Below are 21159 nucleotides of genomic sequence, written 5' to 3'. Positions count from 1 at the left end.
TGTTTTGTGGGTGAGAGCGAAGCCATCATCGCGGTTTGTCCCAGACTCTTTTTTATCTTGTATTTTCATGCCGAATGCAGGGCTCGAACCTGTGACCTACGCGTTACGAGTGCGTTGCTCTACCAACTGAGCTAATTCGGCTTACATCAGTATTTTACGCTTTCTTCTCGATTTGTCAAATCAACTAGCACTTAAAAAATCTCCTAGCCTACCTCAGATAACTATGAGTATAAACTGACACCTAATATCAAAAAAGACTGGGTACAAACACCCATTATCACCTTACTTATGCAAGAAAATTACCTGATCCCACCGCTACTTCTGATCATTCAAGATACGATTGAGTGCCTGATAGACGTTATTATGCTGATGGGGAACACAGTCTTGAACCCAATTCCACCAAAAATAACCCCCGACATAATGCTCTGTATAAACTGGCTGCTGATAATAGTGACGCATCATAGCTATCTTACTAGCTCTAGTTGCTGATGGAGCAGTATTGCCACATTCCCCCATGCCGACCTTGGACTGGGCAAACTGTGCTTGAAATCGTTTGAAAACATGCGCCCAATCTGGCTGGTAACCACCATTATCATCCTCATAGTAAGAGATGAAGCTAAAATCTAGCCCTTGTCTCATTTTCTGTGGGACATAGCGATCTATCCAGACCAACATATCATGATCCTTAGGATTCTCATAATAAAAGGTCACTGCAGTCTCTTGATCAGCCTCTTCAACAAGATCATAAGCGGCTTGGACTTTATCAACAATCAACTCTGGATCTTGCTTGATCCAATCAGTTCCATTAATCTCATTACCAACTTCCCAAATCTTTGTATAGTCTTTCAGATATTTTAAGGACTCCCGAAAGCGCTGGCGGTAGGAAGCAGGATCAGGATAAGCATTCATATCATAAGAATCCACAGGCTGTGCCATAATATCCGCTACCGGTGCGATCTTTTTAAAAAAAGAGACATAGGACCTTGGACTTTTTTCCTTAGACATCACAATACGCACAGTCGGCCTCACCGGCATATCTTTCAACGCCTGAACAATAGCATCAGTAGTGACCTCACCTTCCCAAGTATCATCAATCGTAACACCGTAGATAGGTTGCTCACTGCTCTTAGTCACAGACGAAAAAGATAACAATAAGGCTCCTAATACAAGCAGCAAGATAAGACCAACAGCTAGTACACCAGATCGTCGCCACTTCATAAAGCTCATTCTGCCCCCCTCTCATAATGAACATCAGATGCTCAAGAAAAATCATTATCATTCTAACAAAAATCATTAAAACCGTTGCCTAAAAAAAGCTAAACAAACCTAAAAAGCTTCAATGATCAAGAAAAAATTGATTTAAAACTGTTATGCTTAAACTTCACAAAGCACAAAACTATATTAGAAATAGAATAAACGCTATTCATCATACTTCGTACTCATTAAAAGAGGAGCCTTGTCACTTGTATAACAACAAACAGAATCAAAGCCAAACGAAAAGGACTTAGTCCTGTCCAATACAGAACTAAATCCTTTCAACAATTTCTTATCCAACTTTTTAGAATCAATACAAAAATTCTAAACCCTTTGAGTATTAGAACATCTTGCATTAATCAGCTATTGGGATCATCCAAACTGCGGCCATGCAGGCCTTTTTGGCGTTGAATTTGGCGAAGTTTTTCCGGAGTCACGTCATTGCCTTCTTCATCCACCAATTTAATCCCTTCAATATGGTGACGCAGATTGCGACGATAACCTTCGATGTATTCCTTACGCAATTCAGCCTGCTCCACCTTTTCTTGGCCAGTTAGGCCTTGCGTTTTTTTCTTCAAGGCAAGCTCATTGATTCGAGCAATTTTCTTAGGATCCAATATCATCACCTCCTTATTTTATTTCGTATTAGGAGAATTTTGCTAACACCTATTTCGTTATCAACCGGTTAAAAGCTGCGACTTGACTGGCTTTATCAGCCAAGGCTGAGAGAATAGCCAAACGATTATTTTTTACTGCTTGGTCGTCTGCCATGACCATGGTATTGTCAAAAAAGGCATCGATGACTGGACTGAGGGCAAAGAGTTGTTCAATATTTGCACTTGCATCCTTACCCAACTCAAGCTCAGCAACAGCTTGAGCCAAGGCTTTTTCCTGGTCATTTTCAAAGAGCTTAGCATCTATAGCAACACTCCTATCAGCTTTTTCAGCCAAGTTAAAGACACGAGACAAACTTTCAACCGCTGGTTTGTAGCTGTCTTTTTGTGATGCTTCTACAAGGGCATCCGCTGCAGCTAACATGTCTGATACAACAAAAGTAGAGCCAGCGAGGACCGCTTCCTTGATGTCTTTTGGTATCTTGCCCATCATCTTATCTACACGGGCACGGATGAAATCAAGGACTTCAGCTTTATTATCGTAAGTCAAGCTATCAAAGGTAAGGCCATAGAGGTTGTCCACCAACTCATCCATCGCAATGGTCCAACCAAAAGCATCTAAGATGCGAACAATCCCTTGTGTCGCACGACGCAGAGCGTAAGGGTCATTAGAACCGCTTGGGATAAGACCGACCGAGAAGAAGCTAAGCAGGGTATCCAATTTATCAGCCAGAGCCAAAACAGCACCGACCTTGGTCTCTGGAAGCTCACCATCAGCCGAATCAGGCAGATAATGCTCACGGATAGCTGTCGCAACAGCCGCTTCTTCGCCTGCAAGAAGAGCGTACTTTTCACCCATAATGCCTTGCAGCTCATCGAACTCACCGACCATACCAGTCAAGAGATCAAACTTATAGATAGCAGCTGCACGCGAAACCGCTGCCGCCTCATCCGATGATAAATCTGCCATCACGCTGAGGTAGTCCGCAATAACACCTGCACGGGCCATGTGTTCAGCCAGAGAACCGATCTTTTCGTGGAAGGTCACCTGAGATAGCTTAGCCACAAGATCTTCAATCCGAAGTTTTTGATCCTCATGCCAGAAGAATTCCCCATCTTCAAGGCGTGCCACCAACACTTTTTCATTCCCTTTGATGACGTTTTCTAGAGCGACATCATTACCATTACGCACCGAGATAAAGTTAGGTCTGAGCTTGCCTTCTTGATCACGGACAACGAAGTAGCGTTGATGACTCTTCATGGAAGTTACAAGGACTTCTTCTGGAATCTCCAAATATTTCTCATCAAAACTCCCCATGAAGGCAGTCGGATATTCAACCAAGTTAAGGACTTCATTGAGAAGGTCTGGATCGATATCAACTTGGACATTTTCCTTAGCTTCAATAGCCTTGATCTGTTCCACAATCATGCGCTCACGCTCAAGGCTGTCTGCAATGACAAACTGTTTGCGGAGATCTTCCTCATAAGAATCCGCTGTTGTAATCTCAGTTTCTTGACCCAAGAAACGATGCCCACGACTGATACGACCTGATGTAATATCGAGGAAATTCATATCAAGAGCCTTGTCATCTAAAAGTACGGTCAAGGTGTGCACAGGACGAATGTACTCAAAGGTATTCTTAGCCCAGTGCATACTAACTGGAAAGGCAAGACTGTTAAGCACTTCCGGGATACCTGCTAAAACGTCTTCAGCAGGTTTGCCAGCTTCGTTTTTAGTCACATAGACATACTCAACACCTTTAACTTCCTCAAAGCGGATATCATCAGTGGTCAAGCCTTTACCACGCACAAATCCCTGAGCCGCCTTGGTAAAGTTGCCATCGCTATCTAGGGCAATTTTTTTAGCAGGACCTTTGAAATCTTCTGAAAGATCCGTTTGAGCATCAGCTAGTCCCATGACACGCACAGCCAAACGACGAGGGGTTGAAAAAGTCTGGATAGCTTCGTATGACAGACGATTTTCTGCCAAAAAAGCCGCCATTTTTTCACCTAATTGTTTTTCACTTGGGGTTACCACATAGGCTGGAAGTTCTTCCAGACCGAGTTCTACTAATAAATTTTTTGTCATATTTTTTCTCCGAATGTTCCTTTCTTTGACATCTTTCTTAGTGGTGAGGTCGCAAGCGACCACCTTCGAACGATAGATACAAGCTATCGCTTGTTCTATTTCCAACCTCAAATAGTCTAATAGACTACTTGAGCATTGCTAATCGTAGAGCCTAAGGTCTCGCCGATTCCCTTGTACGATAAATCGCACTGCCACCACGGAGAAAGATATCCTTTGGAGGTCACTACGTTCGCTTTTTAAATGCCTAACTTGAACTACTCTGCGTCTTCTGCTAATAACTTAACTCGTGTTTCTTGGTCCAAAAGTGGGTAACCCAATTTTTTACGCTCAGCGACAAAAGTCTTAGCGACAAGGCGGGCAAGATTACGGATACGGGCGATATAGCCAGCACGCTCGGTAACAGAGACAGCACCACGCGCATCCAGCAAGTTGAAGGTATGAGAGCATTTGAGAACGTAATCGTAGGCTGGGTGAACCAAACCTTCTTCCAAAGCTCGACCGGCTTCCTTTTCAAACTTGTCAAAGTTTTCAAGGAGCATATCTTGATCTGAGATTTCAAAGCTATATTTAGAATGCTCGTACTCAGGCTGTTTGAAGATTTCACCGTACTTAACACCCGGTGCCCACTCAATATCGTAAACAGAATCAACCTCTTGAATATAAGAAGCCAAGCGTTCCAAACCGTAGGTGACTTCAGCCGTTACTGGGCTTGTCGCCAAGCCACCAACTTGTTGGAAATACGTAAACTGAGTGATTTCCATACCGTCCAGCCAAACTTCCCAGCCAAGTCCAGCAGAACCCGTGGACGGATTTTCCCAGTTATCTTCGACAAAACGAATATCGTGTTCTAAGGGATCGATACCTAACTTTTCCAAAGATTCAAGGTAAAGCTCTTGGATATTGCTTGGTGAAGGTTTCATGACCACTTGGAATTGATGGTGCTGGTAGAGACGGTTGGGATTTTCACCGTAACGGCCGTCAGCCGGACGACGACTTGGCTCCACATAAGCCGCATTCCATGGCTCAGGACCAATAGCACGCAGGAAGGTGTAAGGACTCATGGTACCCGCCCCCTTCTCATTATCATAAGCCTGCATCAGCATACAACCCTGATCATTCCAGTATTGTTGTAGGGTCAAAATAATCTCTTGGAAGGTTAATTTTTTACTCATTGTTTCTCTCTTTCTTAAATAAAGTATGTTTTGCGACGACTTTTCAAGTAAACCATATTTTTACTTGAAAAATCTAGTGCAGCGTCTAGGCAATCCTCATAGGGATTGCCGTTAGGTGCTTGCTCCTTTAGGAGCACTAGCACCTTTGACGAGGCGGAAGGTTAGTTTTTTTGACATTATTGTCCTCCTTTTTCCTCTATAAATAGCAAAGCTAGGCTACAAAAAGAACCACGCTCTCCACTCCCATGCCAGCTGACATAGGGGCGTCAAAACGCGGTTCCACCCTAATTTATTACTTCATTTGTGTTTGATTGTAATGAAAGTGCCAGTCAGTCCTTCCTATCATCCGGCTTCCACCACCCCAGACTCGCTAACGATAGCTCTAAAGGATAACCCTCTTCCTTGGTCAACAGTATAACAGAAAATAAAGAGCTTGTCTAATTTTCCTAGGGATTACTCCCCTTCTCTGCCTTCTATCGCCGGTTCCATTGATTGGTAAACATTTGCTGATAAAAACCTGTTAGCTGTTGGCTGTTAACTTGAAGCAAGGGAAGGGAAAGATAAGACCCGATAAATATCTGTGAAAGAATAAGCACAAACATCTCTATCGGCAATTTAGAAATCGGTAGGTGATGGCTCCTCATCAAATACTGATGATACTGGCTTAAACGACTTTGGATCAAATAAATGACATAAATCGAATAAAAGGGAACAAAGATATAACCTAGCATATGGCCAATCACAGCAGTCCTTTGCCCAGTTAGCTGACGGACATTATGGAGAAGATGCCCTACCCAAACAAAGCCAAACATCCCCAAACTCAAAACTGTATACAGCAGATTCATGCCCCAAGTATCATGATAGAGGTAGTCGACCATAGAGAAGGATGAATTTTCCGTTTCATGAAAAGCAATGACCAGCAAAGGCATCATTAACACGGTCATAATAGCTATCACCATCTGTAAATAAGCAAAAAGGATTGCCACCTCATTACCTACTAGGAGGGGAGCTACTAAAGAAAATAGATTAAGTCCAATTGTTACTATAAAATTCAGAAAACTGATAGTCAAGGCTAGAATAAAAGCCCACTTTTGCTTGGTCAAAAGGAGACCTAAGGCGATCAACCAAGCAATAGAAAAGATCAGTGATAAAGCCATAGGGAGACCAAAGATCACCGAGCTAAGCAATAGATGAAGCAGACCCCAAATCAACTGAGCAAGAACTGCAAACTTTCCTTTTCCTAAGAAAACAAAAGCAATAACAACTAGACTTACCAACCAATCCACTACTACTAATGGGGGAAACAAAGGATCAAAAAGTTGTATAGGCAACTGATGAGAGATGATTCTCAACAAAATAGAAGTCAATAAGTAAAACAGCATAAGCCCTGCCAAGGGCAGATGGATCTTTGATTTCAAAATAATATCTCCTTTAACTATTCTCTATTCCAAATATTGAACCTGCTAGCATTAAAAAAAGATGCATCAAATTCAAATTAAACCAAGTTTAACAGAATTTGATACACCTGTCTATTTCTCTTTTCAGACTGTGGGCAACCCCAAATGCTGGGCATGAAAAGCGATATGCTGCTCCACAAAGCTGGCAATAAAGTAATAGCTATGGTCGTAACCGGCATGCAGATTCAGAGTGACAGGAAGCTGACGCTCCTTAGCCACTGTTTCAAAACGCTCAGGCTGGAGCTGCTCAGGATAAAAGCCATCTGCCAGTCCCTGATCGATCAAGATCGGCAAGCACTTATCAGGATCCACCTGAGCCAGCAGCCGGGTGCTGTCATAGACTTCCCAAGCTTTCTCATCCTCACCGAGATAGGCGGTGAAAGCCTTCTGCCCCCAAGGGACCTCCATAGGATTAACGATAGGAGCAAAGGCTGATATAGCCGCATAACGCTCAGGATTTTTGAGACCAATCTGAAGAGCCCCATGACCACCCATACTGTGTCCAAAAATCGAACGCTGATCAGTCACTGGGAAATTGGCCTCGATCAAATCAGGCAACTCCTCTACCACATAATCATACATGCGATAATGCTTAGCCCAAGGTTCCTGAGTGGCATTGGCATAAAAGCCTGCTCCTTGCCCCAGATCATAACTCTCTGCATCTGCTACACCTTCACCGCGCGGTGAAGTATCTGGCATAACGAGTACTAGGCCATACTTAGCGGCCCATCGCTGAGCGCCTGCCTTGGTCGAGAAATTTTCATCTGTACAAGTCAAACCTGATAAGAAATAAAGAACAGGGACCTTTTTTCCTTCTTCTACTTGAGGTGGCAGGTAGATGGCAAAGGTCATCTGCGTCTTGGTACTGGTTGACAAATGCCTATAGCGTTGATGTTGACCGCCAAATGAACGGTTGCTTGAGATTAATTCTAACTGTTTCATAATTTAATGATAACTGTTTCCTTATCTTGGATAGAGGACAATCCTCTATAATAATTAAATGTTATTATCAGTAGCAAAACGCTCAGATAACAAAACTCTGTCATATCTTGGATTCAACTGAACGTTTAGGATTAGTCAGTGATATCTTAATAATGAACAACTGTACGAATAGATTTACCTTCATGCATGAGGTCGAAGGCTTTGTTGATGTCTTCAAGTGGCATGGTATGAGTGATGAAGTCATCCAGCGCAAACTCTCCATCCATGTATTGATCAACGATACCTGGTAGGTCTGTTTTCCCCTTGACACCACCAAAGGCTGAACCACGCCAAACACGGCCTGTAACCAGTTGGAAAGGACGGGTATGAATTTCAGCACCTGCTGGAGCAACTCCGATGATGATGCTTTCTCCCCAACCTTTATGACAAGCTTCCAGAGCAGAACGCATGACTTCGACATTTCCAATACATTCAAAGGAATAATCCACCCCACCATTAGTCATCTCGATAATAACCTCTTGGATTGGACGGTCATAGTCATTAGGATTAACAAAATCAGTCGCTCCAAGCTCCTTAGCTTTTTCAAACTTACCAGGGTTAGTATCGATAGCAATGATACGATTGGCCCTAGCCATACGAGCTCCAATGATTGCTGCTAAGCCAATACCGCCCAGACCAAAGATAGCAACCGTTGAGCCCTCTTCGACCTTGGCTGTATTAAGCACAGCTCCCATACCAGTCGTCACCCCACAACCAAGCAGGCAGACTTCCTCAAGAGGAGCATCGTCACGGACCTTAACCAAGGACACATCCGCAACCACCGTGTGCTCTGCAAAAGTAGACGTTCCCATATAGTGGTAGATAGGCTGACCGTCTTTGTAGAAACGAACAGTCTCATCTGGCATGAGACCACGGCCTTGGGTCTCACGGACAGATGAACAAAGATTAGTCTTGCCAGATAAGCAAAATTCACACTTACCGCACTCAGCTGTGTAGAGCGGAATGACATGGTCACCGACCTGAAACTCTGTTACGCCTTCACCAACTGCCTCGACAATACCAGCTCCTTCGTGGCCTAGGATACAAGGAAAAACACCTTCACTATCTTTACCTGAAAGGGTGTAGGCATCTGTATGACAGACACCAGTCGCTGTCATGCGAACCAAGACCTCATGCGCCTTTGGCATCATCAGATCAACCTCTTCGATCTTCAAAGGCTCATTAGGCGCCCAAGCCACAGCTGCGCGTGTTTTCATAAATTCCATAGATATATATCCTCCCAAAACTTTAATCATCAATTAAGAAGAATTTAGAGACTAATAAAGCCAACACCCTTGCTTCTGGTTCAAAACGATTAACCTCTCACAAGCCATGTTAGCCAATTTGTCCTAAATCGCTACACATTTTAGCAAAAGAAAAATGCTGGCGCAACTATCTGCTACCAGCTTGAAGGAAAAATGATCTTTTCTCATTCCTGCCAGCTTTTTTCTCCATTGATATAGGTCGCCACTAAACTCATATCCCCCTTTAAAATGACAAAGTCAGCTGGTAATCCCTTTTTAATCTGACCACACTTCTCCTCTAGACCAACAGATTTAGCTGGAACATAGGTCGCCATATGAATGGCCTGCTCAGCAGGGGCGATTCCCCAGTCTACCACATTTTTAAGACCATCCTTAAGCTTGAGTATAGACCCTGCTAAATTGCCACCGTCCTTTAGACGGGCAGTATGATCCTTGACAAGGACAGGAAGCTCACCTAGTTGGTACTCCCCATCAGGACAGCCACCAGCTCGCATACAATCAGTAATCAGAGCAACTCGCTCAAAACCCTTTTGCTTAAGGAGAATCTGACAAGCCACTGGTGACACATGGTGGCCATCACAGATAAGCTCTGCATAGGTCGACTCCAAATTAAAAGCGGCACCGACCATACCAGGTTGGCGATGATTGAGACCACTCATGCCATTATAAACATGGACAAAGACACTGGCACCAGCTGCCACAGCCTTCTTAGTCTCCTCATAGCTAGCATCAGAATGTCCCAGTGCCACCGTGACACCTGCCTGCCTAGCCTGTTTGATAAAAGATTCTACTCCTTCACGCTCTGGAGCCAAGCCGATCTTGCATAAAAGCCCCTTGCTGGCTGTCTGCCAAGCCTGAAGCTCCTCAAAGCTCGGATTTCTCATATAGGCTGGATTCTGAGCTCCCTTATGCTTCTCCGTAAAGTAAGGCCCTTCAAAATAAATTCCCTGAATCCTAGCTCCTCTTTCCCTACCAGCAAGGGCTGCAATCGTCCTACAGATAGCTTCCAACTGCTGATGGCTAGCTGTCAAGGTCGTAGGAAGAAAGGAGGTTACCCCTGCCTCAGGTAAAGCTCGACTGATCTCCAGAAGCCCTGCTTCAGAATTATCCATCACATCATAACCCGCATAGCCATGAATATGCGTATCAACCAAACCAGGCGCAATCTGATACCCCGTATAATCAAGAACATCCGCTCCTTCACCTACCGACGCTACCCAGTCACCAAACTTCCCTTCATGAATCTCTAGATACCCCGCCCGCTTAGTCTCATAGGCGTAGTAGAACTTATCAGCTTTGATGTAAGTTGTCATAGTGGTCTTCTTTCTTGTTATACTTAGTCCTATTATAGGATTTTTGAGATGGAAAAGCTAGAAAAGCCCTAAACCTATTGGTCTAGAGTCTACTAAATACCTTTTAGACTAAAACTTATTTACCCAGTGTACTTCCTATCGCATACTGTGTAAACACCTGAAACTATGTCATCTTTTTCTAATTCGTTCTTTGTATTGATGCGATAGCGACCTGCAATAGGATCATAACTTGGATCAACTCCAGCTGCTATCATAGCAGATGACTGGTGATTTTCACGAACCTCAATATATATTAAGCCATTAGAGCGACTTAGGCTAGCTAAAAAATCAACTTTACTGAAGTTTTTTCCATACTCTCTATTATAAAAATCTGCCGTATAGCTTCGCGCCCAATCTGATGCTTGTTCCATAGTCAAATGCAATTGACGTGGAGTGTAATCCTTAAAATATGGATATTTATCATCTTCACCACCTATACCCTGACCAACTGAAATAGAAGCCTCAGTGTATATCTGTCCAGATACTGGATTTTTAACTCCTGCAGGTATGTAATAGTATCCTGCACCTCTACCAAAGTTCCCCATAATAATACCATTGCGTTCACGCTTGGTTTCAGACACTTGATCTAGGTAACCATTTTGATGAGTCAAAGTTCCATCTGCAGCAACTGTAAATGACTTACCCAAATCATTTGTCCATGTACCTGCCATGTAACTATAGGATTTCTTTGGGACAACAAAATTTGTAGACGATAGACTGACCCGCTTGTTATTACCAATCAGACTATTACCATAAACAGTGACATTGTACTTACCAGTATTCTTTTTGTGCTTTTCAAGATTAATCCGTGCTACATAACTACCGTTTGATTTCTTACTCGCCTTAATCCATTCGATGTCATCTCGTCCCTTTACTTGAGACCAGACCGATATAGATACTGAAGTGATATAAGCAGGTATTCCTGTCACTGTTGTCTTGTAATGTAGATCATCAACCTTAGTAACGTTGACCTTAGCACTTGGTGACGCCACATTATAAGAAATAGCCTTGAGTCCAACCAACCCCTTGCCTTTTTTAAGATAGGCATGGATGTTATACTTACCATAGCCCTTGTGTTTCTTGAACGGAGCCACAATCTTACCTAATGCATTCGCATTATACCACTTAAGATCATCTTTACCCTTAGTAGTCGACCAAACAGCAAAACGTACCTTACGGTAGTCTGAAACAGACTCTGATTTGAGGGAAACAGCCAAGCCTTTTGAAGTCATCTTAACTATTATTTGATTTTTCTTAGTTGTTTTTTGATTCTTATTTATACCCTCTTTGATAGCATTGACACTATTGACTTTGACAGTCAATGATGTTCTAGCTTTTTCACGGGTATCGTCAGGAGTGCTGACTACTACTTGTTGTGCTGCTTCTGATTGAGCAGTTGGACTCTCAGCTGCAGTTAAAAGAGCCACCACATGCCTTTCTGAGCTGGATCGAGGAGCTTCTGTAGATGCAGGTGTTTCTGAAGTTATTTCTGAAGTACTGGATTGAGTCGTATTCCCTGACGCAGAAGGTATAGTCGGAACTGTCGCTTCATTTGATGGAGCAACAATACTGACATCTTGGCTCTGAGCTACAGTTTGTTCCTCAGCTTGGGCTTGCCCTCCCATCAACAGACTAACTCCGATGAGGACTGACACCGCACCAAGACTGTATTTCTTGATGGTGAAATGTTGTTGTTCACGCAATCTTCGAACTCCTGATCTCATAATTGATTCCTTCTCTAAGCATTTACAAATTTAAAACGAGCACTAGGTAGTTATATTAAAATTAACAGAAATATTATATAAAAGTTAACGAATGTTGTCAATAGATTACAAACGAAATTTAGTGGGATTGAAGAGCTTTTTACTTAATTCACAGCAAAAACTTTTGCATCAAAAAAGAGCTGATCATACAGCCCAAACGCTGATCCATCAACTCATTTTACTGCAAGCTATCAACAAAACTTTTCGCTGCGCTCAAGCCTGCCCCAGTCATTTCTCTGGTTCGCTTAATCGCTTCAATCTGTTTGCCAGATCTGACCAATTCAGTAATTTCTGTCTTTTGCTCTTCTGTCAGTAGGATTTGCTCAGGGTTTACAGGTGGTACAGGAACCGCCTGACCGACTCTTGCCTGGGAAGGAGCACTTACCTGATTTCTGCGGGAATTTCCCAAAGTTAGCGCTAAGACTACAGCGACAATAACAATAGCAACCATAGCCAATAGCAAAAACAGGATTAATAATATCATAACACAACCCTTTCTCCCTAATATTTTATAGTTAACTTTATCCTAACACATACGTTTCAATCGCACGCGCGACTCCGGCATCATCATTGGTCGTGGTCACATAGCGACAGAGCTTCTTGACCTCATCACTGGCATTGCCCATGGCCACACTATGCCTTACAAAGGCCAGCATTTCAAGATCATTAGCGGCATCACCGATAGCCATAATATGATCTGCGCTAAGTCCAAGTTTCTTGGCTAGAGATTGAAGACCGGTAGCCTTTGTTCTTCCCTTTGGCATAGCTTCAAAAATATAAGATTGACTACGCACCGTTGAGAATTGCTGACTGAGCTTCTCTTCATATTTTGCCTGAAAGGCATCTATAGCTTGTTCATCGCCCATGTACATTGCCTGAAAAATCATTTGATCACCTGTAGCAATAGCATCAAGACTAGCTGCCTTCGCCTGATCAAAGACCAAACCAGCATCATAGACTACAATATCAGGGACATGACTTCCCACCACATAGAAGGTCTTCTCTGCCGTCAAGGTTAAATCAATACCCGGTTCATCTTGGCAAAGTTCTTGCAGATAGGCCATCTCCTCAAAATCCAAGCTAGCATAATCCACCAGATCCCAATTTTTTGTATTGTAAATGGCAGTGCCATTATTTAAGATGACATATTCATCATCAGCCAAATCTAATTCCTTAAGATAGGGCAAAACACCAGAGCGGGGCCGGCCTGTGCAAAGGACGATTTTAACCCCTGCTTGTGTGGCCTTACGAATAGCCTCAATATTGGCTTGAGGGATTTCTTTTTGACTATCAAGCAAAGTCCCATCAAGGTCTATTGCGATTAATTTAATCATGTATTCTTTCCATTTCTAATCCTATACATCAACTTACTATGACACTTAACAAAGTGCATTCTAGCAGTCTAATTCTCACCTATACGTAAGCAGTTTCCCACATTATAGCGAATACTGCCAAGAATTCCAAGTTTCCCACACACTCTGGTCACTTTTTAAAGATAAAATAGATGACACTCTAGAATTTTGAATCAAACGACAGCATCATTTTAACATACGGTGTCGCTATCGATGTTACAGCAGCTACACCATATGTTTGAACCATCCTTAGTCTGGCAAAAGTATTTAATCCTCTTCACCTATCATTGATCGAAGAGTTTGAAAGTCTTTGATCACTAGACTTTTTCCTTGCCTATCTATAATGTTGCTTGATTTCAGCTCTTGAAACAAACGTGCTACACTGGCTTCGTGAATATCTAAATAGGTACTGATTTCGGAATAAGTAAAAAAAGAATCCAATCGTCTTTGACCATCTGTACCTTCTCTACTATACTCTACCAAAAAATAGGATAACCGTACCAAAGCTTCATTTTCACTCATATGACGTGATTTATCCATAGCTAAAATATAATCACGTAGTACAACCTTTAGCATGGTTTCCAAAAAGTCTGTCTGAGTCAGTCTCTCAAGAATTTCATCAGTAGAAACTTCATATACAACACAGTCTGTCAAGGCCAAAATGTCAACTGTATGTCTTGGTGAATAGGCAAGGTAATGATGATTTAAAAAAGGAACAATATTAATAAAATCTCCAGCTGTAAAATATTTGTAGGTTAACCGCTTTCCTTCTGCACTGCTTGAGGTGAGCCCTGCAACACCATCGTCCAGTAGATAGATTGTTTTCATGCCATTTTCAGATCTTAAAGAGTCAATAGTCATTTGCTTTTTTATAACCCTTTTTTGACCTAATTGATAAAAATAGCTTACTTCACTCTTTTCCAACATGTTCACCCCTATCTTAGCCTATGTTATGGTCTGATTTTTCAAAGATTGCTATGATAATAGTCATCAATAAATGAAAGGATACTATGCCTATGAAATTATCACGAAAAGTCATCATTGCTGGGACAGTTTTGCTGTTACCTATCCTACTTCTAGTCGCTTATCTCAACCAAAAACCAGCGACCAAGGCAACAAAATCTGCTACATCCAGTCTATCAACTGGAAAAGTTAGTACCACACTTTCAAAAATAGATAATAGTAAATGGCACTACAATTCTGACGACAATGTTTATTATCAAACTGGTATTTCCTACGCTGCCAATCCAACAGATAGCAAGGAGCAAACGCTCTCCATCTTTGTCCCCGGTGATTACATGACAGCTAAAGACAATGGAGATGATACCTATACCGCCAAGCTGAATACCAAAAAGAAAGTCGGCAACTATACGGCTAAAACAGCACCCATTCTCATACCGATCAATACCCCTGGTTACTCAGCAATGAGTGCTCTAACTGACTACACTAGCCAAGCAAAAGATTACACTGACCAAGGAATGATTTATGTTTCTGCTGGACTGAGAGGTCGCGATAGCGGTGCACCAGCTGGTGTAACCGATGCCAAAGCAGCCATTCGCTATCTACGCTATAGTGCAAGTGAAATTGCCGGAAACACTGAAAATATCTTTGCCTTTGGTACATCTGGTGGCGGTGCACAGGCTTCTATTTTAGGATCGTCTGGTGATAGCAGCCTCTACGACGATTATCTCAAGAAAATTGGTGCTGTCACAGGCGTGTCAGATAGCGTCGCTGGAGTTATGGCCTGGGTTCCTATCACCAACTTAGATACCGCTAACGAAGCCTACGAATGGAATCTCGGATCTGCACGATCAGGACTCTCCGATACTGAACAGGCACTGTCTGACGGTCTAGCAGAAAAATATGCTCAATATATTAATAAATTAGGCCTAAAAGATGCTGACGGCAATACGCTAACACTAAAAAAATCCAATAACGGGATTTATCAAGCAGGTAGCTACTATGATTATATCAAATCAACTATTGAGAAGTCACTCAATACTTTTTTGAAAAACACTAAATTCCCTTATGATGCTTCAAGTTCATCTTCAAATATGGGAGGCGGAACACCACCGTCAGGTGAGGCACCATCTGGTCAAGCACCTGATAACTCATCAACCTCTGCTCCTGATTCTTCTAACTCAGCTAATAACCAAGCACCAACAGATTCTAGTGATAATACCGAGGAGCAACTCCAAGCTACAGACGGAGTTTCTAGAAATACGTCCAACAGTGGATTAAATTTATCAGGAACCTATGATTCAGCAAAGGACTACATTGCGGCCTTAAATGCTGAGTCTAAGTGGGTTACTTATGATGAAAAAACAAAGACGGCGAGCATCACTAGCGTTGAGGATTTCGTCAAATACCTAAAAAATCCATCTAAATCCGTCGGAGCATTTGATGCCCTAGATGAATCGCAAGCTGAAAACACCCTATTTGGTACTGATGGATCAGCTACTCACTGGGATAGCACCATGACAAAACTACTGAAAGGCACTAAATATGAAACTTCATACAGTGAAGATATGGATACAACTGATAGCCTAGGAACCGACTTGACTACCCGTATCAATATGTACACACCACTTTATTATCTCTCAGACTACTATGATGGTACCAATAGCTCAAATCTTGCAAAATATTGGCGCATTCGTTCAGGTATTAATCAAGGAGATACCGCCTTATCAACCGAAGTTAACCTGGCTCTAGCTCTTGAGAACGCAGGAGTTAAAAATGTAGACTTTGCAACTGTATGGGGCCAAGGTCACACCAACGCAGAAACTTCGGGAGATTCTACTGAAAACTTTATCAATTGGGTCAATGAAAGCTTAGGATATAATTAATCATAATCTTTTATCTAAAAAACAAGGATAGGTCTTTTGTGACCTATCCCTGTTTTTTTATTTTATCTTATAGTCTAACTGATGCCAGCATGCCTCTGAACCTTTTTATAGAACTCTGGATAGATGCGCTTTATGGCCACAAAACGACCATCACCATCTAAGAATGAATGCTCAGAATGAGCCTGGCAAACAAGCTGTCCATTCTGATTAGTCATAATATAGTCAAACCCCAGTTTAGCTCCCTTAAGCGTGCTGACGCTAATGTCAATAGCAATCTCATCAGCAAAAGTTGAGGTTGCCTTATAATCACAGTTAATATGGGTCACTGGGGAAATAATACCATCTGCCTCCAGCTGCTCGTAAGGCAGACCCACAGCCTCTAGAAAATAAACCCTAGCTTCCTCCATCCAACGCACGTAATTAGAATGATGAGTAATTCCCATCCGGTCGGTTTCATAATATTGAACCTTGTGGGTGAATCCTTTCATACACTGCCTCCCTCATAAAGCAAACCACTGCTAGCCCGACACTCAAGTGCACACTTCATTAGCTCAAATTAGCAATCGTACAACCTGATCCACCTGCATTTTGCGGTGCATAGCCAAAACTCTTGACGTGACGGTGACTTCGTAAATATTTGGTAACTCCCTCACGAATGACACCGGTACCGATACCATGAATAATATCGACTTGAGCCATATTATTAAGCAAGGCTTGATCGATAAACTCATCCAGTTCCTGCATGGCCTCCTCATAGCGCTTACCCCTGAGATCTAAGCGGGCACGTGGACCTGAACCAGCAGATTTTTTAACAACATGAACTTGTTTTTTCTTACCAGTCCTTGCCTGTTCTTGATTTTTTACCAGATTAAACTCAGATTCCTTCAGCGTCATCTTAATCAAGCCCACCTGAGCTTCCCAGCGACCATCTTTTAGCTGATGGATAAGAGTCCCACGTTGCCCATAAGTAATAACGATGATATCATCCCCCACCTTAGGAGCACGCTTAGCCTTTTGCTTTTTAGCCTTACGCAAGACCTTATTCTTAGAAAGATCTTCACCTGGAGCCAATTTATTTAGCTTTCCCTTTGCCTCAATCACTTCATGCGGCTTTAGCTGAGCATGTTCATTGAGATTTTTAAGAATCTGATCACTTTCAGCAAGAGCCTGATCCACCCTATCTTGGATCCGAGCATTAGCCTTGGCCAGCTCCCTATCATAAGCATGAGAAAACTCATTGTACAGTTTTTTAACAGCACGATTGAACTTGAGATTTTCCTGTTCAACCTCTCGAATATGATCCAATCGCTTGCGACTTTCAGCAGTTTGAACCTCCAGCTGCTCAATAATAGCATTAGCATCATGATCTCGATCAACCATAGCTTCTGCATCATTGACAATGGCAGTTTCTAAACCTAGTCGACGTGCGATCTCAAAGGCATTAGAACGGCCTGGAACTCCCTGCATAAAATGATAAGTAGGACTCAAGCTATCCACATCAAAAGCCATACTGGCATTTTGCACATGAGCAGTCTCTAAGCCATAAGCCTTGAGCTCAGGATAGTGAGTCGTTGCCATAGTCTTGATATCACTCAAACGCAAATGCTCAAGGATAGCCATAGCAAGGCCAGCACCCTCTTGAGGATCCGTTCCAGCCCCCAGCTCATCTAAGAGAATCAGACTATCCTGGTCAGCTTCTGACAAAATCTCAACGATATGGCTCATATGGCTAGAAAAAGTAGACAAGCTCTGCTCAATGGACTGTTCATCACCAATATCCGCAAAAATTTCCTTAAAAAGGCTAACTCGACTTCCCTTATCAGCCAAGATAGGCAGACCAGATTGAGCCATGACCTGTGTCAACCCCAAGGTCTTAAGCATAATGGTCTTCCCACCAGTATTAGGACCTGTGATAACAATCACAGTCACATTTCTTGAAAAATGCAAATCATTAGCCACTGGATGAGTCAAAAGAGGATGACGAACATTGATAAGATTGAGAGTGCCATCATCACTCAGCTCAGGGAGACTAGCATTCCTATCCTGCATATAGAGATACTTGGCACGGACAAAGTCAAGGTGTCCAATCAACCAAGCATTGTTTCGGATGACTTGAGTTTGAGGTCGAATCAAATCCGATAACTCTCTCAAAATGCGACGGAGCTCATGGCGCTCATCAGCCCTCGCCTGAGTAATGTCCTCATTGAGCTGGACAACTGCCCGTGGCTCTATATAAACCGTATTTCCAGATGCAGAAATATCATGAACAACACCTGCTATCTTATTGCGATGAGAGTGACGTACAGGCAAAACACTGCGACCATTACGACTGGCAATCAGGTTTTCAGCCAAGCTGTCAGACTTCGTCTTGAGCATTTCCTGAAGAACCTGTCGAACCTGAGTCTCACCCTCATGAATTCGGCGGCGGATCTTCTCAAGATGAGGACTTGCAAAACTCTCAATAAACCCACCATCATTGACAGATTGCAAACTGCCCTGCAATTTGGGAAGAGCCTCTATATGGTCAAAGAGCCGATCTAAAGCTGTCAATTCAACATTTTCAAGTCCTTCATAAAAGCGTCCAATCTCCGCAGACACCTCTAAGATACGCTTGATCGCCAATAATTCATCAACATTGAGATCAGCCTCTAATTCCAGACGCTTGATAGGCTCAACGATAGAAGCAAGAGAGCCAATAGCAAAACCATGGTGCTCAGTAAATAATTGTGCCATATCAGCAATTTCTCTAAAGGCTAGCTGGATTTTCTCAGCCTTCGTTTCTGGCAAGAGCTCAGCCAACTCCTCCTGACCAACCTCTGTCTGCAAATAAGGCTTAAACTGATCTTTGACTTTTGTAAATTCTAAAGCTTCTAAAATTTTTTCATTCATATGGTTTATTATATCAGAATTGAAGAGATTGTGAGTCAGACCTGCTATACAAAAGCACCCTTTCACATCACTAGTCAATCACATCTAAGGCTAGCTTTTGCACCCAAGCGCTACAAAAAATTCCCTAGGTATCTAATACCTAGGGAATAAAGAATCAGATTTCCTAGCCGATCTCACTGAAATAGAGCATTAGGAAAGACTGAAATCATCAAGCGCAGCAACCAATGATCAGCCAAAAAATCCTGAACACCAGTATCTGGAACGGTAGCTAAGATGGTGAAAAAAGCACCTAAACTGTAAAAAGTTACCATAACAGCCAAAGCCCCTGAGATCAATTTATAACTGGAATCTTTATTGAGCATCATACGCCTAAGGCCATGAACAAAGATGCCGAGCAAACGTACAATCAGATAAACTGCTACGTAAATACTCAAAAAGGCAACACCTGTATAATAAATCCTACTGAGGTCAAAAACATTTTGATCTGTAAAAAAACGCATACGAACATCCTCAGTAGCATTCGTATAAGGTATCCAAAGTGTAATAGCCCGTGCCAAGCCATCCTTCCAGATATAGGCTAAAATTGTCGCTACCACAGCTCCCAAACTATAAAAAATCTGCAGGTTCAAACTGCGCTGATAGCCCACATAAAAATTCCAAGCTAATACTAGCAAGAAGAAAAGTGAAATCATAGATCTCCCTCACCGATCAACTCAGATAACTTACGATTCTTGGTCAGAGAAGTCAGCTCCTTCTTGCGCAACTCCTCCAGTTCCATCTCTTTTTTATCAAACTCAATCTCTCGACTGAGCTGTGTCGACAAGGCGTTGATAGCCATCAGGATCGCCACGGTTTCATCATCAGCACCAGGCAGCGCTTCACGGATGGCATCGTATTTTTCACGAGCAACCCGCTCCACCTCTTCCATAAAGAGATTATCTTTATCTGTTGTCAAAGTCAAAGGCTTCTGCCCAAATGTAAATTTATAACGATTCTTTGATTTTGTCATAACATACCTCGTACTAGCTATTATATCTTAATTTTGATCTTTCTACAATTTAACACCTCATAAAATCCCAGCTCTGCTCATCAAACCATAGCTCGACCAAAACCGCCGCCATCTTCTAAGCCTAAAAACAGGCTAAATCCCTTGAAAATTTTACCAGAAAATGAGAGATTATCGAGGCCACTGGCGCCTTATTTATGATAAAATAGAAAACATGAATACGCTGGTTATGAAGATTGGAGAAGGCTCAACCAAGGAGCTCCCTAAAAGGCTCGCCCCTTATCAGGTAAGCAATAAAAATCCTTACGTCAGCTTTGCAGCCAAGCTGGAAGGGACAACTGTCCTGGTCTACTCCAGCGGGAAAATCGTCTTTCAAGGACCTGGGGCCAAGCAGCTAGCTCAGACCTTCGGCTACCAGGAAGACGATCCCGCTATCACAGTCAAGCGAGATCAAACCAAGGAAACCCTCATTGGCTCTGACGAGGTAGGCAACGGCTCTTATTTTGGTGGGCTAGCTGTTGTCGCTAGCCTAGTCACACCTGCTGACCATGATTTTCTCAAACAACTCGGAGTGGCTGATTCCAAGATCCTAAACGATTCCAAAATCCAGCAACTAGCCCCTCTATTAAAGGAGAAAATTCCCCACAAGGCACTCTTATTGGCGCCTCCTAAATATAACGAGGTGGTCGGCCCTGGCAAAAGGCACAATGCCGTATCTGTTAAGGTAGCCCTTCATAATCAAGCAATCTATTTACTTCTAAAGGATGTGCAAGAACCTGACGGTATCATCATCGATGCCTTTACTAGCACCAAAAATTACCAGAAGTATCTCAAAAATGAGCATAACCACTTTTCTGAGCCCATCACCTTAGAGGAAAAAGCTGAAAGCAAATATCTAGCAGTAGCCGTCAGCTCAATTATCGCACGTGATCTCTTCCTTGACAATCTCAAATCCTTAGGAGATAGTCTTGGTTATCATCTCCCCAGCGGAGCAGGTAGCCAGTCAGATCGAGTAGCCAGTCAGATATTGACCGCTTATGGCATGCAAGGACTCGCCCAAGTGGCCAAGCTCCATTTTGCTAACACAAAAAAAGCACAAACACTACGACACTAAGAAGG

At 42.6% G+C, this 21159-nt stretch carries 18 protein-coding genes, 1 tRNA gene and 1 pseudogene; 3 read left to right on the top strand and 17 right to left on the bottom strand.

Going from position 1 to position 21159, the window contains the following annotated elements; all coding sequences use genetic code 11:
• Window positions 1-68: 68 nt before the first annotated feature.
• Together AC4HAJ_RS05045 and AC4HAJ_RS05040 are read right to left on the bottom strand one after the other, a co-directional pair.
• A tRNA-Thr gene (locus AC4HAJ_RS05045) sits at window positions 69-141 on the bottom strand.
• Window positions 142-315: 174 nt separating this feature from the next.
• Window positions 316-1218 carry a hypothetical protein gene (locus AC4HAJ_RS05040; RefSeq protein ID WP_491079067.1) on the bottom strand — a complete coding sequence of 301 codons (903 nt, stop codon included), beginning with the start codon at window positions 1216-1218 and terminating at the stop codon, window positions 316-318.
• Between the two features lie 248 nt (window positions 1219-1466).
• Between AC4HAJ_RS05040 and AC4HAJ_RS05035 the strand changes: the two are divergent.
• Window positions 1467-1536: pseudogene (locus AC4HAJ_RS05035) on the top strand (IS3 family transposase); the annotation flags it as partial.
• Between the two features lie 77 nt (window positions 1537-1613).
• On the opposite strand, the gene AC4HAJ_RS05030 reads toward AC4HAJ_RS05035, so the two are convergent.
• From AC4HAJ_RS05030 to AC4HAJ_RS04980, 11 genes are all read right to left on the bottom strand, one after another.
• Window positions 1614-1871, bottom strand: a complete 258-nt coding sequence (locus tag AC4HAJ_RS05030; RefSeq protein ID WP_447451884.1) for a DUF896 family protein — start codon at window positions 1869-1871, stop codon at window positions 1614-1616.
• Between the two features lie 49 nt (window positions 1872-1920).
• Window positions 1921-3957 (bottom strand): glycine--tRNA ligase subunit beta, encoded by a 2037-nt coding sequence (gene glyS / locus AC4HAJ_RS05025; RefSeq protein WP_491079066.1) that lies wholly within the window; start codon window positions 3955-3957, stop codon window positions 1921-1923.
• 254 nt (window positions 3958-4211) lie between these two features.
• Window positions 4212-5129 (bottom strand): glycine--tRNA ligase subunit alpha, encoded by a 918-nt coding sequence (gene glyQ / locus AC4HAJ_RS05020; protein ID WP_491079065.1) that lies wholly within the window; start codon window positions 5127-5129, stop codon window positions 4212-4214.
• Between the two features lie 473 nt (window positions 5130-5602).
• A complete protein-coding gene (locus AC4HAJ_RS05015) occupies window positions 5603-6547 on the bottom strand; it encodes a hypothetical protein (RefSeq protein ID WP_491079064.1) in 945 nt (314 codons plus the stop codon).
• A gap of 123 nt (window positions 6548-6670) precedes the next feature.
• The gene (gene fghA / locus AC4HAJ_RS05010) at window positions 6671-7528 is read right to left on the bottom strand and encodes an S-formylglutathione hydrolase (RefSeq protein WP_491079063.1); all 858 of its coding nucleotides are present in this window, start codon (window positions 7526-7528) and stop codon (window positions 6671-6673) included.
• Between the two features lie 146 nt (window positions 7529-7674).
• A complete protein-coding gene (locus AC4HAJ_RS05005) occupies window positions 7675-8793 on the bottom strand; it encodes an S-(hydroxymethyl)glutathione dehydrogenase/class III alcohol dehydrogenase (protein ID WP_491079062.1) in 1119 nt (372 codons plus the stop codon).
• A 203-nt stretch (window positions 8794-8996) separates the two neighbouring features.
• Window positions 8997-10145, bottom strand: coding sequence for an N-acetylglucosamine-6-phosphate deacetylase (gene nagA / locus AC4HAJ_RS05000; RefSeq protein WP_491079061.1), 1149 nt, complete (start codon window positions 10143-10145; stop codon window positions 8997-8999).
• Between the two features lie 119 nt (window positions 10146-10264).
• Window positions 10265-11908 (bottom strand): GBS Bsp-like repeat-containing protein, encoded by a 1644-nt coding sequence (locus tag AC4HAJ_RS04995; RefSeq protein WP_491079060.1) that lies wholly within the window; start codon window positions 11906-11908, stop codon window positions 10265-10267.
• Window positions 11909-12125: 217 nt separating this feature from the next.
• On the bottom strand, window positions 12126-12431 hold the full coding sequence (locus AC4HAJ_RS04990) for a hypothetical protein (protein ID WP_491079059.1): 306 nt from the start codon (window positions 12429-12431) through the stop codon (window positions 12126-12128).
• A 37-nt stretch (window positions 12432-12468) separates the two neighbouring features.
• Window positions 12469-13281 carry a Cof-type HAD-IIB family hydrolase gene (locus AC4HAJ_RS04985; protein ID WP_491079058.1) on the bottom strand — a complete coding sequence of 271 codons (813 nt, stop codon included), beginning with the start codon at window positions 13279-13281 and terminating at the stop codon, window positions 12469-12471.
• 285 nt (window positions 13282-13566) lie between these two features.
• Window positions 13567-14160 (bottom strand): Crp/Fnr family transcriptional regulator, encoded by a 594-nt coding sequence (locus AC4HAJ_RS04980; RefSeq protein ID WP_491079057.1) that lies wholly within the window; start codon window positions 14158-14160, stop codon window positions 13567-13569.
• A gap of 155 nt (window positions 14161-14315) precedes the next feature.
• Here AC4HAJ_RS04980 and AC4HAJ_RS04975 point away from each other — a divergent pair, with 155 nt between their 5' ends.
• The gene (locus tag AC4HAJ_RS04975; protein WP_491079056.1) at window positions 14316-16145 is read left to right on the top strand and encodes a subtype A tannase; all 1830 of its coding nucleotides are present in this window, start codon (window positions 14316-14318) and stop codon (window positions 16143-16145) included.
• A 74-nt stretch (window positions 16146-16219) separates the two neighbouring features.
• Here the strand turns inward: AC4HAJ_RS04975 and AC4HAJ_RS04970 are convergent, their stop codons facing one another.
• The 4 genes from AC4HAJ_RS04970 to AC4HAJ_RS04955 form a co-directional block, all read right to left on the bottom strand.
• Entirely contained in the window at window positions 16220-16633 is a 414-nt protein-coding gene (locus tag AC4HAJ_RS04970; RefSeq protein WP_491079055.1) for an acyl-CoA thioesterase, read from the bottom strand.
• 58 nt (window positions 16634-16691) lie between these two features.
• A complete protein-coding gene (locus AC4HAJ_RS04965; protein WP_491079054.1) occupies window positions 16692-19034 on the bottom strand; it encodes an endonuclease MutS2 in 2343 nt (780 codons plus the stop codon).
• A 173-nt stretch (window positions 19035-19207) separates the two neighbouring features.
• Window positions 19208-19726 carry a CvpA family protein gene (locus AC4HAJ_RS04960; protein ID WP_491079053.1) on the bottom strand — a complete coding sequence of 173 codons (519 nt, stop codon included), beginning with the start codon at window positions 19724-19726 and terminating at the stop codon, window positions 19208-19210.
• Complete coding sequence (locus AC4HAJ_RS04955; protein ID WP_491079052.1) at window positions 19723-20043, bottom strand: hypothetical protein; 321 nt, start codon at window positions 20041-20043, stop codon at window positions 19723-19725. Before AC4HAJ_RS04955 ends, AC4HAJ_RS04960 begins: the two co-directional genes overlap by 4 nt.
• A 211-nt stretch (window positions 20044-20254) precedes the next feature.
• Between AC4HAJ_RS04955 and rnhC the strand changes: the two genes are divergently transcribed.
• Window positions 20255-21154: a ribonuclease HIII gene (gene rnhC, locus AC4HAJ_RS04950; RefSeq protein ID WP_491079051.1), complete on the top strand. Its 900-nt coding sequence runs from the start codon at window positions 20255-20257 to the stop codon at window positions 21152-21154.
• The last annotated feature ends 5 nt before the right edge of the window (window positions 21155-21159 follow it).

Source organism: Streptococcus sp. ALY_211 (assembly GCF_058314555.1).
The sequence above is the reverse complement of the archived record's forward strand: the minus strand, read 5'-3'. Positions and strand labels throughout refer to the sequence as shown.

Bases quoted from the DNA above. Each gene is read 5' to 3' on its own strand.
- AC4HAJ_RS04985 (WP_491079058.1), bottom strand. From the start codon at position 13,281: ATGATTAAATTAATCGCAATAGACCTTGATGGGACTTTGCTTGATAGT.
- rnhC (WP_491079051.1), top strand. From the start codon at position 20,255: ATGAATACGCTGGTTATGAAGATTGGAGAAGGCTCAACCAAGGAGCTC.
- AC4HAJ_RS04990 (WP_491079059.1), bottom strand. From the start codon at position 12,431: ATGATATTATTAATCCTGTTTTTGCTATTGGCTATGGTTGCTATTGTT.
- nagA (WP_491079061.1), bottom strand. From the start codon at position 10,145: ATGACAACTTACATCAAAGCTGATAAGTTCTACTACGCCTATGAGACT.
- AC4HAJ_RS04955 (WP_491079052.1), bottom strand. From the start codon at position 20,043: ATGACAAAATCAAAGAATCGTTATAAATTTACATTTGGGCAGAAGCCT.
- glyQ (WP_491079065.1), bottom strand. From the start codon at position 5,129: ATGAGTAAAAAATTAACCTTCCAAGAGATTATTTTGACCCTACAACAA.
- AC4HAJ_RS05005 (WP_491079062.1), bottom strand. From the start codon at position 8,793: ATGGAATTTATGAAAACACGCGCAGCTGTGGCTTGGGCGCCTAATGAG.
- AC4HAJ_RS04965 (WP_491079054.1), bottom strand. From the start codon at position 19,034: ATGAATGAAAAAATTTTAGAAGCTTTAGAATTTACAAAAGTCAAAGAT.
- AC4HAJ_RS04970 (WP_491079055.1), bottom strand. From the start codon at position 16,633: ATGAAAGGATTCACCCACAAGGTTCAATATTATGAAACCGACCGGATG.
- AC4HAJ_RS04960 (WP_491079053.1), bottom strand. From the start codon at position 19,726: ATGATTTCACTTTTCTTCTTGCTAGTATTAGCTTGGAATTTTTATGTG.
- AC4HAJ_RS04980 (WP_491079057.1), bottom strand. From the start codon at position 14,160: ATGACTATTGACTCTTTAAGATCTGAAAATGGCATGAAAACAATCTAT.
- AC4HAJ_RS04975 (WP_491079056.1), top strand. From the start codon at position 14,316: ATGAAATTATCACGAAAAGTCATCATTGCTGGGACAGTTTTGCTGTTA.
- fghA (WP_491079063.1), bottom strand. From the start codon at position 7,528: ATGAAACAGTTAGAATTAATCTCAAGCAACCGTTCATTTGGCGGTCAA.
- glyS (WP_491079066.1), bottom strand. From the start codon at position 3,957: ATGACAAAAAATTTATTAGTAGAACTCGGTCTGGAAGAACTTCCAGCC.
- AC4HAJ_RS05040 (WP_491079067.1), bottom strand. From the start codon at position 1,218: ATGAAGTGGCGACGATCTGGTGTACTAGCTGTTGGTCTTATCTTGCTG.
- AC4HAJ_RS04995 (WP_491079060.1), bottom strand. From the start codon at position 11,908: ATGAGATCAGGAGTTCGAAGATTGCGTGAACAACAACATTTCACCATC.